The organism is Lachnoclostridium sp. An14 (genome assembly GCF_002160755.1).
Taxonomy (GTDB): domain Bacteria; phylum Bacillota; class Clostridia; order Lachnospirales; family Lachnospiraceae; genus Lachnoclostridium_A.
The window spans coordinates 1-12,548 of the sequence record NZ_NFLE01000042.1 but is presented as its reverse complement, the minus strand read 5'-3'; the positions used below and the strand labels follow the sequence as shown (position 1 = coordinate 12,548).

Annotated in this window: 10 protein-coding genes, 3 tRNA genes and 1 rRNA gene; 4 read left to right on the top strand and 10 right to left on the bottom strand. The window is 41.1% G+C overall.

Translation table 11 applies throughout. From position 1 onward, the window contains the following. Positions 1-35: 35 nt before the first annotated feature. From B5E84_RS17335 to B5E84_RS17325, 3 genes are all read right to left on the bottom strand, one after another. Complete coding sequence (locus tag B5E84_RS17335; RefSeq protein ID WP_087225246.1) at positions 36-1,097, bottom strand: hypothetical protein; 1,062 nt, start codon at positions 1,095-1,097, stop codon at positions 36-38. Positions 1,098-1,323: 226 nt separating this feature from the next. After that, positions 1,324-1,731 (bottom strand): DUF4190 domain-containing protein, encoded by a 408-nt coding sequence (locus B5E84_RS17330; protein WP_162612887.1) that lies wholly within the window; start codon positions 1,729-1,731, stop codon positions 1,324-1,326. After that, complete coding sequence (locus tag B5E84_RS17325; RefSeq protein ID WP_087225240.1) at positions 1,724-4,063, bottom strand: zinc ribbon domain-containing protein; 2,340 nt, start codon at positions 4,061-4,063, stop codon at positions 1,724-1,726. Before B5E84_RS17325 ends, B5E84_RS17330 begins: the two co-directional genes overlap by 8 nt. A 165-nt stretch (positions 4,064-4,228) precedes the next feature. Between B5E84_RS17325 and B5E84_RS17320 the strand changes: the two genes are divergently transcribed. Continuing rightward, positions 4,229-4,549: a helix-turn-helix domain-containing protein gene (locus B5E84_RS17320; RefSeq protein WP_087225237.1), complete on the top strand. Its 321-nt coding sequence runs from the start codon at positions 4,229-4,231 to the stop codon at positions 4,547-4,549. Positions 4,550-4,694: 145 nt separating this feature from the next. On the opposite strand, the gene B5E84_RS17315 is transcribed toward B5E84_RS17320, so the two are convergent. Both B5E84_RS17315 and B5E84_RS17310 read right to left on the bottom strand, forming a co-directional pair. Next, positions 4,695-5,282 carry a relaxase/mobilization nuclease domain-containing protein gene (locus B5E84_RS17315; RefSeq protein ID WP_087225235.1) on the bottom strand — a complete coding sequence of 196 codons (588 nt, stop codon included), beginning with the start codon at positions 5,280-5,282 and terminating at the stop codon, positions 4,695-4,697. Next, positions 5,279-5,563 carry a plasmid mobilization protein gene (locus B5E84_RS17310; protein ID WP_087225233.1) on the bottom strand — a complete coding sequence of 95 codons (285 nt, stop codon included), beginning with the start codon at positions 5,561-5,563 and terminating at the stop codon, positions 5,279-5,281. The genes B5E84_RS17315 and B5E84_RS17310 overlap by 4 nt, the downstream gene beginning before the upstream one ends. A gap of 358 nt (positions 5,564-5,921) precedes the next feature. On the opposite strand from B5E84_RS17310, the gene B5E84_RS17305 reads away from it, so the two are divergent. Next, positions 5,922-6,116 (top strand): helix-turn-helix transcriptional regulator, encoded by a 195-nt coding sequence (locus tag B5E84_RS17305; RefSeq protein WP_242963425.1) that lies wholly within the window; start codon positions 5,922-5,924, stop codon positions 6,114-6,116. 84 nt (positions 6,117-6,200) lie between these two features. Here the strand turns inward: B5E84_RS17305 and B5E84_RS17300 are convergent, their stop codons facing one another. Then, entirely contained in the window at positions 6,201-7,955 is a 1,755-nt protein-coding gene (locus tag B5E84_RS17300; RefSeq protein ID WP_087225230.1) for a tellurite resistance TerB family protein, read from the bottom strand. A gap of 104 nt (positions 7,956-8,059) precedes the next feature. Here B5E84_RS17300 and B5E84_RS17295 point away from each other — a divergent pair, with 104 nt between their 5' ends. Further along, a complete protein-coding gene (locus B5E84_RS17295; protein ID WP_087225227.1) occupies positions 8,060-10,087 on the top strand; it encodes a hypothetical protein in 2,028 nt (675 codons plus the stop codon). Positions 10,088-10,153: 66 nt separating this feature from the next. Next, positions 10,154-11,398: a tyrosine-type recombinase/integrase gene (locus tag B5E84_RS17290; RefSeq protein WP_087225224.1), complete on the top strand. Its 1,245-nt coding sequence runs from the start codon at positions 10,154-10,156 to the stop codon at positions 11,396-11,398. Between the two features lie 111 nt (positions 11,399-11,509). On the opposite strand, the gene B5E84_RS17285 is transcribed toward B5E84_RS17290, so the two are convergent. The 4 genes from B5E84_RS17285 to B5E84_RS17270 all read right to left on the bottom strand — a co-directional run. Then, a tRNA-Cys gene (locus B5E84_RS17285) sits at positions 11,510-11,580 on the bottom strand. Positions 11,581-11,604: 24 nt separating this feature from the next. Further along, a tRNA-Glu gene (locus B5E84_RS17280) sits at positions 11,605-11,676 on the bottom strand. Between the two features lie 42 nt (positions 11,677-11,718). Further along, a tRNA-Asn gene (locus tag B5E84_RS17275) sits at positions 11,719-11,791 on the bottom strand. 71 nt (positions 11,792-11,862) lie between these two features. Beyond that, a 23S ribosomal RNA gene (locus tag B5E84_RS17270) occupies positions 11,863-12,548 on the bottom strand; the annotation flags it as partial.

Genomic DNA, 12,548 nt, shown 5'->3' with positions numbered 1-12,548 from the left:
TATATTTGAAATAGGAAAAAAGACAGAACTCTTATTTATTCTCTATAAGCGTGCATTACATTTAGCTGTGTTACCGGTAAAGTTCCATCTTCTAACACGATGTCGCAAGCTAAAATTCCTGGTTTCATAGCCATGCCCCCAACAGTAGATATTTCCTCATTGCCTATAGTCACACCATATACAGTAATAATATCTCCCTCCATATACATAGTCCCATACGGAATCGTATAATCATCTTGCAAACGTATTATTACCCTTTGTGGATCCGGGACATCGCTTGAGTTTATAAGAGCTTGCATATAATCGTCATCTCCGTTATAGTTTACCATGATAATGATTGTATCCTTTAATGCCTGACTTACATACCCGGACATAACTATTCTATATGACTCCTTTGATTCATCCCGCCCGTTTGATCTATAAAGAGTTTCATAGTCTGTATATCTGTAATCTTTCCAAGGAACTCCCCAAGGGTCAACGCCTTTATGTAAAAAACCTTCTAAGCCAGTCCCATCATCCCAATCTACATCTTCCGAAAAATTAAAGTTTCCCGTCTCTGTAGTTGTTTCCGCTGCGCCCATTTTCGAAAAATAGCACTGTTCACCTTGTCCTTCTACTTCATCCTCCCAATATAGATAACCGTTATCTTCTATATAAATCTTTCCGGTTCCGTTTGTATATACTTCTTGACTGCTAACATCACCATTATCCATATAAATAACTTTCGTGCGGACACAATCAGAATACTCTACTATTCCACTTTCCGGTTGAAAAACTCCAGTCATATTCCATTCTTCATTTTCATCCGCACCGCCACTCCAACTAATGAAAATAGATACCTGATCTTCACTGAGCGCAGAAATATCCATTGTACAACGTAAGCTATATAAATCTTCCCACTCTCCAATATATTTTTTTAATTCACTATAGTCTGTTTCTTTTTCCGTTTCCAAGGTCTCCTCTGCTGCTGTTGTAGTTGTCTCCGCAGTCACTTCCTCTGCTACAGATTCAGTGTCACTACTGGAACATCCACTCAATAGAATTATAGGAATTATAATTAGACCTGCAATCCTTTTCATATTTCCTTTTGTTTTCACTGTACGTTCCCCTTTTCCCCTGGTCAGTAGTATCTAACTAAAAAGCTGTGAAATAAAGACTGTAAGAATAAATCCTGCAACTGCACACCCCATTAACTCCATAAGGCAGCCTCGTCCCAGATCAAAATACATTACGTTAAACACTTTGTGATATACTACCCAGACTATTATGGTACAAATAACAAATAATATTTCCATCGTAAAATGATCCTCCTAAAAACATATCCTAAGCAACTTGTAATCCGACATAAAACATCAAAATAAATAACAGGAATGATACCACTGACAAAACGATACCAATAATAGCAAAATTGTGCTTAGAATTTTTATTTTGAACTGCAATAATACCTAAAACTAATCCCAGAACCTGCGGTATAAAAAATACACCCACCGTGCAGACTGCGATAATTCCTAATACGAGCGATGCCACTCCCGCTTTAGTATTTTTAGGACCCTCATCCACAGGTTTTTCTTTTTTCTCCTTTTTAGGTTTAGGAGCTTTTGTTTTCTCAGGCTTTGGCTTATCCTCTTTTGGAGCTTTAGGGGGCTCTACAATTTGCTTTGCTCCACATTCATCGCAGAACATTGCCTCATCTTCCAGTTCTGCTCCACATTGTATACACTTTTTACTCATTGTCATGCTCTCCTTTTTCATTAATTGGCGTCCCGCAAGCGGTACAAAATTTCTTTCCCGGTTTAATCAAATTCCCACAGTTGCGGCATCTGATCCCGGCTAAAGAGTTATTGTTATCCTCCTTTTTCAGTATAGGGCTACCACATCTGGAACAAAATTTCTTTCCAAAAGGAACCTGGTAACCGCAATTTGGACAATTTAAAAACTCTATTGGCGCGGACTCACTCTCTTGTATCTCTTTCTGTTCCACTCCTTCCTCTTGTCCACTACCATCTTCCTCTATCTGAACAACGGCATCCTGAGATTGCAAACAGTTGTCCTCTACAACCTCATTTACCGTAATCAGCTCATTTACACTGCCACCATTCATTTCTCCACAAAAAGAATAACCGCAGGTCGAGCAAAACCGTTTTCCCACTAAAACTAGACTATGACAGTCCGGACATTCCTGCGTTTCCACAAAATCTCCGCTGTCTGTCAGCATTCTCCTACATGACGGGCAAATCGTCTCACCAGGAAGTAGATACTCACCGCACACGCAGATATGAGCGGCGTTCAAAATCCGATACAGTCGTTGTCTGTCTTCAAAATACAAATTGTTGATCATTTGAGTTGCCTTATTAATAAAGTATCCCAATGCAATTTGATTTTCAGGTGATAATTTCCCCCTCTTTAGTGGAATATTGACACTCTCCTGATCTTTTATTAAGATCGAATACTTGTCTGCGTCAATACATTTTATTTCTTCAATCGTCTCGATCGGGTAGCTCTTATTCTCAGTAAACAAAAGTCCCTTTGAGTATACTCTCAGTGCCAGATTAGTTATTAATACACCAGACTTTCCATTATCCGACCGGCCAATCAGCACTAACGGAACTTCCTCGGTTGGCATTGAAGTCACTGTTTTTATGACAGGCAACTTCTGCTCCATAGCTTTCTCACCTATATTGATCCATCCACCAGAAACAATTTCATCTTCCAGATTATGTGCTAAAAGCTCCTCAAGACTGTTTTTTATCCTCTCCGGTTTTCGCCTCTCTTGTTCTCGTTCATATAAGCCACGTAATTGGTTCCTGAATTCCGTAGTCACAAAATTTAGACTTTTGACTTCATCGTATACCTGCTCATCCAGAATCTTCCTGTCTTTTAACGCACCATAAAATAATTGATAGTCCTTTCTCACTGCCTGAGCCAATTCACGTGTCTCATAAACTGTACCGTGCGCTGTTTTCAGATCTCTATCAATGTCTTCCAGTATTGTCCTACATCTTTGAATATGAGGTATACTCTCTTGAGACAACCCATGTTCATCGCAATATCTCACCAATGTATCAAGTGCAGTCTGAATATTTTCTTCGCAGGCTACCTCAACCTGCTTTTTATCGAAAGCTTTTTCATATACATCACAATGTTTAGTGAATATCTCATCTCCATACTGCTCACTAACACGTTTTATGTACTCCTCTAAGGCTCCACCAAAGTATTTACACATTTTACTTAGGTCGCCATTCGGATCTCCATAGTCATTCCAGATTAATTCATACACAGACATACTATATGGATTTAATTGTAATGCAGCAACGATCTGTTTTTTCTTTTGATCTTCCGGAATCCTTCCTTCTTTATAGTTTTTAATAATCGCTTGCGCTTGATCATACTCTCCAACTGTTACATATTTACAGTTTATATTAATCTTTTCTAATTCAGCTCGAATTCCTCTGGGAACACAATAGCAAACATCCACAAAAAGCCCATGCAGCTCTCCCTTCAAACCGCTATAAACAGATGCTTTACTGGCTCCTGCTGCCATACTTGTGCCCATATTTCCGACAGCATTTATCAGAGAATGACCCATTCCTGTCGTTGCATTAATTACACCTGCTGTCGCCATTCCTTTAACCGCTCCACCCAGCCCGAATCCGCCTCCTACAACCCGTCCTCGACTGTCTTTTCTTGCTTGGCGATACCGAATTTCTGCCTGTTTTTGTTGCTCTATCTCCTGAACTCTGTCCACTCCTTCGTCCAGCAGATCATCAATGTCTCCATAGCTAGATCCGACATATTTCTTGAAAAACATATTTTCGTCAATAGAATAAATGCCGTTCTCCGCCAGTATGCTTACGCCTTTCTTACAGATAGGAAGAAGGGTAGATATAATTATATTATCAATATTTTTCTTTGCTTTAATGACATCTCCCTGCGAACTATACCAAGCATCAAGAGCCTTAACTGCCTGAACAATCAAATCGTCTGTTTCAACTCTTATGTAGCGTTCATTCTCAACCTCTGTTGAAATGGAAACTGTTTCGCCCACAATTTCATATGTTCTCATAATACCACCCTTATTATTTTAGCCGTTACAGCACATATTATTTTAAACATCTATACATCAAATTTGCTGCTTTTATTGTTCTAAAACTAATATTTTTATACTTATAGGTAATTATAATATGAAAATGCGTCCACTACAATAGAAAAAAAGGATAAATTTATTATTATGCAGGAATTAAATTTTGAAGACATCGGTAAAAACATCCGTGACAGCCGCATCCAACACCATTACACCCAGGAATACGTCGCTAATCGGATCGGCGTCAACGTTTCCCATATCAGCAACATCGAAAACAACCGGGTAAAAGTTTCCTTAACCACCCTGGTTGCTATTTGCAATGTCCTGAATCTATCCGTTGATTATATCCTGCGAAACGAGTACAAGGCAGTAGATGCCATCGACCAGGAGATCCTGAAAGAACTGTCCTCCTGCTCACCTGAACAGAAGGAAAAGATTTTAAAAATTATTCAAATTCTCTACCCATAAAATACAATTATTTCCTTATTAAAATAAACACAAGGGGCCTGCTTTCCACCGCTACAGGATACCGTCTTATTTCCAGACCATCCGCCACGGGGAGCAGGCCTTATTTTTATTGATACACCCTCTCCAGCGCACCAGCTTTCTTCGACTATGAAAATGCCTTTTCCAGAATTCTTTTCTTCGACTGCGCCTTCCGGATCTCCTCATTCACAATTTCATGGAAAGCTTTCCTCCGTTCACTTACTGCCGTCTTATTTTCATGGCGTTTCTTCCCGGTTTTAAAATTAACAGTATTAATCACAAAATGGATGTGCAAATCTCCTGAATCCGCTTTTCTATGCACAGCATACAGAACCTGGAAACCCTCTCGATAAATGTTGCGTGCCATGGCTCGTCCTATGCCGTCCACTTCTAAATTGCGGGATTCCATCTCTGTCTGCTCAAAGGGAGAAAAGTCATAAACCTCGTGATCCAGAAACCTTCCGAAAGCTCCTTTTCTTCTATACTGTCTCTGCGGAACTCGAAATGTCTCCACAATTACATCCGCATCTTCCCATTCCGGCAAGCCGCAGGCCCCCCACGAAATAAGCTCGTCCGCCCGATCCTCAAACTCTCGCTGCCGGATCACATAACGCACAACTCTCCCGATGTCACCTTCCTGGCAGTACGACGATTTCCTCGCTCGATTCACTAATATCCCATTTTTCTCTAATATATTCTTTTGCGATTTACTCATGTCCTCTCCTTTCTTTTTACAAGGTCAAGAATTTCTTCCAGAAGTTCCGGATCGCCTTTCCGTTTAATTATCCGAAGAATCTCATTCACCCTGTCAATGTCATCCAGCCAGGGTTTTATATCTTCAAACGAAACGATTTCTCCCATTCCGGCCTTCCTCAAATATGCACTGATTGTACATCCAGCGTCTTTTGCCCTTTTTGATATGGTCTTCTTGTCATTTTCTGTAATGACAAGTACAATCCGCTGTGTCTTACGGTCTGAGTCCTTCTTTTTGTTCATGTATTCCATCTCCTTTTTATCTATATCAAGTACGCAAAAAATCCCAAAAATAAACATTTTTTATTCTAATTACTCAAAAATCTCACCTTCCACTCCATTTAAAACTTGCACATATTTTGATTCTATCTCCGGCTACTAATTGTTACTAAACTGTTGCTCCTAATCATCACAATTCACTCGTGATCCTGCACTGTCATACACATCTATAACCTGTCAAACGCCAAACAAAAAATTAAATATATCAGCGGACTTCTTTTGCCCGACTTTTTATTCAGCTGTTTGGCGTATTTGAACGATCATACACATTTATGCTCTAGCACCAGAACAAATTTTTAATAAAATACCAGGAGGAACTTTTATGATGTTACAGAATTATATTACCTTAAAAGAATTTTGTGATTTGACAAAAATAAGCCCTTCCACTGCTTACCGCATGATTCGCAATGGAACACTCCCTGCTGTCAAACTGGCCGGAACCAGAAACTGGAAAGTCCCCAGCCAATTTGTGCCGGATTATGATTCAAAGAGGATGCAGATACTTTCAAACTTCTAAGATTACAAAAGGCGAACCTCCCCAATGGTTCGCCTTTTTATCTTTAAATATCCCTATCCCGGTTATTTAGTTTTTGTCCGCTACTTAATTACCGATTTTAGCTAGTTCTACCGGCGAAAAAATATCGATACCCGTAACAGATTTTATTATTTTTATGATTTCGATCTTTCTAGCATAAAATGTTTCTCCCATACCTTCACCTCCCTGGCCATTGGGAAAAAACAACTCAAACAGTTCATTATACCAAAAGTCCGTAGTGCTGCGATTCCTTAACTGCTGCCTTAAATGTGGGGACTTTCCATTTTCCTTTGTATTTGGAGGTGTACTAATCCGCTTGAAATACATTTCTGCGATATTCTCAATCCGTTTATGATTGATTTGTTTATCCGCATTTTCGTTTAATGCTTTCTCGATCTGCTGATAAAGCAAAATATAACGTTGTTTTTTGCACTCTTTCAGGAATTTCCCAATATTTTTGGAATAGAGCGTTTCCATACCAGTAAAATCTACATTAATTCCGTTTTTCTTTAAAGCATTTTGAAGATTATCCCTTGGAATCTTTATATCAAAATCTCCATCTCGATCTGTCGATTCTAATATCTGATCCTGATAGTAAAACAGTTTTTCTGCGACTGAGGACAAGCTCCTACATTCTATCTCATTTATGTGGCCGTCGCAAAGCAATACGCTGACATATATAAAATCATATAACAGTTGCTTATCGTTTTCTTTCTCTAAGGGTTCAATAAATTTATTCTTTAATAATTCTTTCCCTGCATCAAGACTAACTTTTCCATGAAAACAGAAGTAATCCCAACGCTCAATTATATACTTTGCTTGGTAATCATTCGCTAACTCTAACTGTATTTCATCATCAGCAGCTAACCCCTTAATTAGTTTAAGAACGCCCTTCCAAAACGTCTCGTTCTGTTTATATTTTTCCTCTGGTAAATAAGAGGAATCCTCAATAGCAACTGCACAGCAAATCGCATACGCTATGGCATCTATAATAGAAAATAAGTTTTGGGTGTTATTATTTATTAAATCAGCATACAAAACAGCGTTGTATATCATATCAACTTCAAGATTAGTTTCCAATGAAATAATCTCTGGTATACACCATTCGGGCTTTGCATAACGGATAATATAATTTTTACAATAATTCAAAAACTGGACATACATTTCCGTATCCTTTTCTTCTATCCCTCTTAATGTATACTGTCTAAGTCTTGAATATTGTTTTTGTAAATCCTTTAGTTTCACTTCATCAAGATCTGGAATGACTTCTTTTAGCTTTTCCATCGCCCGTTCCTGAATAAGCGGATTAGTTGATTTTCCATAAGTATTCCTCATCAAAAAATCAAATTCGGTACTGCACTTCTCAAATAGTGGAATCGGCTTATACAGCAATCCATTTCGGTTTGCTCTACTCTTTTCACTATGATTTTTTCTATAAGCCATTACTTGATACTCAAACAGTTTTCCTTTACTTGACAAATATTTTCTTAAATTTATCTCTGTCTTTTTAACATCCTTATCATTAAGTTCCGGAAAAATTTCCCGGATAAACTCCTCATATTCTAAACTGTAATGACAACTGATTCTCAGACATTCAACTCCCACTAACATCGCTAATTTATCTATATTTACAATTTCTAAAATTTCTTTTTCAATCTCATCTAAAAAAACGCGATAGCATAAACGTCTTATATAAAATGCTACCTTATCCGAGTTTCCTTCTATCATATTTTCCCAGATAACCTCAAACCACTCTTGATAATCTTCTAAAATACTACTTATCAGATCACTCTTATCCTTTGCTTTCGTATACTGCTCCATGCCACACTCTCCTTTCAAAAAAAAATTTCACACGGAACCCTTCGCTCCTTTTCCCCTTGTTTCGTTGTACTATTATGGCATCAAAAGAAATGGAGGCACTTTTAATGAAAACTTTTCAACTGCCATCCGGCATTTCCCTAACCTCATCCGGCATTTTTGTTCGAAACCATTTGTTTCTGCCGCTGGTTCTTGATTCTGTTAAGAAAATCATACACCAAAACCCCGCTGACAGCAAGCCGTCGGTATCTCTGGACTGCGTTTTCTATCTTCTTACACCATTAGAAAACTCAATCTCCAGTACATCCGATGCGTCTTTGGATCCCGCAACATTATTAAGGACGCCGATCCCGCTAATCTACGACGAGACCGATTCCATATCGAACTTGAAGGAAATTTTTACCATATGTCATTTTGGGTTGGAATCTCAGTGTCCTTCAAAAAAAATATTTTTTGCTATTATGTCGGAAATTTTTCAATTTCTTAAATTTGAGCCCTCGATTCCGACAGAATACGTGGCCGCTTTCTCCGGATGGCAAGAAATTCAAAACCACTGGGTTTTCATAACTTCTGGTTTTGGCATTAGAGCAGATGGCCCATACTCCAATCTGTACTGCAGCACCAAAAATGCCCACCTGCTTTATGATTCTGAACTGCCTGCGGCTGTGGCCTTCCAACGCCTCATAACACAAACTAAAGGGCAATTCTTTTCGATCGCACCTATCCTTGCAGTCGTTTCGTTAAGCCTTTTATCACCATTAAGGCCGTGGCTTTCGTATCCGGCACCCGGACTTTTGCTCACCGGTCCGCCTCAAAGCGGGAAAACAATGTGCGCATCGCTATTTGGCCAAATTTTCAGCTCTCATCTTGGCGCACTAAATACATTTATTTTACAGGAGGGCTTAAAAAAATTGAAATCTTACACGAATGGCCTAGCAAACGGAACCTTTCTCCTCGATGATGTTCGCCGTTCACCATCCAGCAGCATCAACGAAAAGATTTTTTTCGTACTGGACACTTTTGTCCGTGAGTCCTTCCAGGACGGCAAACTCCTGCCTGTCATTACGGGAGAATCCGGTTCTTTAACATCCATGCCTGACTCGTGGAAAAGCCGTGTGGTTGAGATTCCTTTTTCTGAACAGGACACCCAGTCTCGCCGTGAACTGATTCGATACTTTAAGGAAAATCCTTTGCTTGTACGTACCTGTTTTTATCACTTTATAAAGTTTTTAGCCGAGAATTTCAAGACTGGAGGCCTGATTCCTTTAACTCAGGAAATAGAAACGCGTTTCTCTAAAGTGCTACCACGGCTTGACGGAGATGGGCGATGCTATGATAATTTTCTTCTTCTTTTTTGGGCTTTCAAAATTTTTGTCCAATTTGGTATTGCGTGCCAGGCTATAACCGCAGAGACCGGCCAATCTCTTTTGGACGATTTTGTCGATGTAATAAAAAAACTTCAAGCAATTCAGCAACAGCAAAACTCTAAGACACGGGCCAGCTTGCTGCTTAATTCTCTGATCCTTAAAATGACAATACACACTGCCACTGAGAGAACTTTTACCTATAAAAAGACCCAGACCGCTTATTTTGCCTCTCCGTATTACAACACATACGGACATACCGTTTGCATTGATTCCGATCGGCACTATGCAGGAGTTTTTCTCCAAAACTCACACTTTATCATGGGCTACCCGCCCGAATTACCGCCCAAATCTCTGCTGATAGTAAAAAAATCGGCATTGGAAATCGCGTTCAAAGTTTTTTTTGAGGAGTTGAAGTGCTGTGGCATAGCACCGCCTTACCACAGCTTGACCGAATTTTTAAAGCAAGCCCGCTCAGAACGTTTACTTTTGGTAACACCACGCCATGAAAATCAGAATACGAGAAAAACAAATATGGTTTATGGCGATTACCTGGAATATAAAGATGGGCAATTTACTCAATGTTCCGTGTACGTTTTTGAATTAGATTGTCAAATTCAAGCTTTGGTTGAAAAATCCATTGAGAAAAATTCGGAAAGCTCTTGTTGGAAAAATTCCATTTACAGCCCGCAAACCAGCTCGGAAGGTGACATTTGTGCGGAACAGATTCAATCCCTGGGGCGCCGTTTGATGTCCCTTACTTACGGCTAACTCAAATAACAGATTAACACTGACTTTTGTCTATATATTATACCATCGAGAAAGGAGGTGCGGCCGATGTCTGCCAGCCCTTACGCACAGCACAATCTGGAAATCGCGAAGTGCCTTGCGGCCATGCCGCCGCACCGCCCTTTGAGCGATTCCGATTTACCACCCGCTATCTTGCAAATTTTCTGCCCCGATGGTAGAATGACCACATCGGTATGCGCGAAAATCATGAAATTTAGCGAAAAAGAAAAGCTCGTCAGCATCAAATGCGATCTGACCAAACTAAAGGTACGGCCCGATGACAAACGAGTCTACCTTATAGTAAAGCGAAAACCCATCAGCAGCAACAACTATATCGGCCTGATTGAGAAACTGTACGATCACTTTTACGGCATCAACAATTCCACTCTGGAAACGTTTTTCAAAATCTGGATGGAATGGCGCGCCACTCAAACCAGTACTTCCGAGAAAACGATGAAAGAAGATCAGTTCCTTTGGAATGCCTACTTAAAAGATACGGCGATTTCCCGGATTCCATTAAAGGAGCTGACCGCTCAAATCTTTATCGAATATTTTCGGACAATCACCAAAGGCAGGGAATTAACCCGCAAACGCTTTAATAATCTTAAAAGTATTCTCAATGGCATGATGTATTTAGCTGTTGAGAAGGATATTATTTCCTCCAACTGTCTTCGTGATATTAACTACCGGCAGTTTCCTTACAAATCAGAAAACCATACAGTGCACCCTTACACCGCGGAAGAACGCCTTCAGATCATCCACCATCTTTCTGGGAATACCGATGACTTTTATTCCCTGGCGATCTGTTTGGACTTTCACCTGGTTCTAAGAATTGGTGAGCTGAAAGGTCTGAAATGGAGTGATATTCACAAAGATTCCATTTCTATACAGCGGTTTGTCAATAACAAAAATCAAGTCATTGACGATATAAAAGGACACGCCGGTGAGGGCAAACGCTCCATGCCCCTTACCCCAACCGCCAGGAAAATTCTGGATCACCTGCGCACCCTCAATGGAGACAGTGAATATATTTTCTTCCAAAATGGACGCCCCCTGACCACGGGCACTTTCAATCATCGGTTGGAGAAATGCTGCCGGGAACTGGGGATTGAATATCGTCCCTCCCATAAAATCCGTTTTACGACCGCATCCCTGATGTATAAAAACGGTATGGAGGATACAGAACTGCAAAAGTTACTTGGCCATACAACACTCACCATGACCCATCACTACCTCAAAAACCTCTCCACGGAGGAGGAAACGGCCTCAAAGATGGCTCAAATCCTGGGGTAATCCCCCTCTGAGGTGGCCAAAATAGTGACGCAAGCAAGCGCAAGCACTTTTTACACAAAGAAAAAACCTCAGAACCCTTGATTTTACAAGGTTTCTGAGGTTCTCGCCTAGAGGCGACGACCGGATTTGAACCGGTGATAAGGGTGTTGCAGACCCGCGCCTTACCACTTGGCTACGTCGCCATATATGGTTGTAAGCCGGTTTAATGACCCCAACGGGAATCGAACCCGTGTTACCGCCGTGAAAGGGCGATGTCTTAACCGCTTGACCATGGGGCCTTATTGAGCAATCTTGCCTCTCAAATTGCCTCATGCTCTTAGCTCCCCCTGTTGGACTCGAACCAACGACACTGCGGTTAACAGCCGCATGCTCTACCGACTGAGCTAAGGAGGAATACCCTACTGAGGTTTAAAACGTACCCTCAAAACCACACATCAAATAAACCGCACATCCAACACAACTTCCTGGTCAAGCCCTCGACCGATTAGTGACAGTCAGCTCCATACGTTACCGCACTTCCACCTCTGCCCTATCTACCTCGTCGTCTTCAAGGGGTCTTACTTCTTTAACAGAATGGGATATCTCATCTTGAGGGGGGCTTCACGCTTAGATGCCTTCAGCGTTTATCCCGTCCCGACTTGGCTACTCTGCCATAGGCCTGATACCTAACAGATACACCAGTGGTCGGTCCATCCCGGTCCTCTCGTACTAAGGACAGCTCCTCTCAAATATCCTGCGCCCACGCCGGATAGGGACCGAACTGTCTCACGACGTTCTGAACCCAGCTCGCGTACCGCTTTAATGGGCGAACAGCCCAACCCTTGGGACCTGCTACAGCCCCAGGATGCGATGAGCCGACATCGAGGTGCCAAACCACTCCGTCGATGTGAACTCTTGGGAGTGATAAGCCTGTTATCCCCAGGGTAGCTTTTATCCGTTGAGCGATGGCAATCCCACTTTATACCACCGGATCACTAAGTCCTAGTTTCCTACCTGCTCGACCCGTCGGTCTCGCAGTCAAGCTCCCTTATGCCTTTGCACTCTTTGGATGGTTTCCAACCATCCTGAGGGAACCTTTGAGCGCCTCCGATACCCTTTCGGAGGCGACCGCCCCAGTCAAACTCCCCGCCTGACATTGTCCCACCGCCAG

Excerpts from the sequence above, each read along its gene's own strand:
- B5E84_RS17330 (WP_162612887.1), bottom strand. The coding sequence starts at position 1,731 with ATGAGTAAAAAGTGTATACAATGTGGAGCAGAACTGGAAGATGAGGCA.
- B5E84_RS17325 (WP_087225240.1), bottom strand. The coding sequence starts at position 4,063 with ATGAGAACATATGAAATTGTGGGCGAAACAGTTTCCATTTCAACAGAG.
- B5E84_RS17320 (WP_087225237.1), top strand. The coding sequence starts at position 4,229 with ATGCAGGAATTAAATTTTGAAGACATCGGTAAAAACATCCGTGACAGC.
- B5E84_RS17315 (WP_087225235.1), bottom strand. The coding sequence starts at position 5,282 with ATGAGTAAATCGCAAAAGAATATATTAGAGAAAAATGGGATATTAGTG.
- B5E84_RS17310 (WP_087225233.1), bottom strand. The coding sequence starts at position 5,563 with ATGAACAAAAAGAAGGACTCAGACCGTAAGACACAGCGGATTGTACTT.
- B5E84_RS17305 (WP_242963425.1), top strand. The coding sequence starts at position 5,922 with ATGATGTTACAGAATTATATTACCTTAAAAGAATTTTGTGATTTGACA.
- B5E84_RS17300 (WP_087225230.1), bottom strand. The coding sequence starts at position 7,955 with ATGGAGCAGTATACGAAAGCAAAGGATAAGAGTGATCTGATAAGTAGT.
- B5E84_RS17295 (WP_087225227.1), top strand. The coding sequence starts at position 8,060 with ATGAAAACTTTTCAACTGCCATCCGGCATTTCCCTAACCTCATCCGGC.
- B5E84_RS17290 (WP_087225224.1), top strand. The coding sequence starts at position 10,154 with ATGTCTGCCAGCCCTTACGCACAGCACAATCTGGAAATCGCGAAGTGC.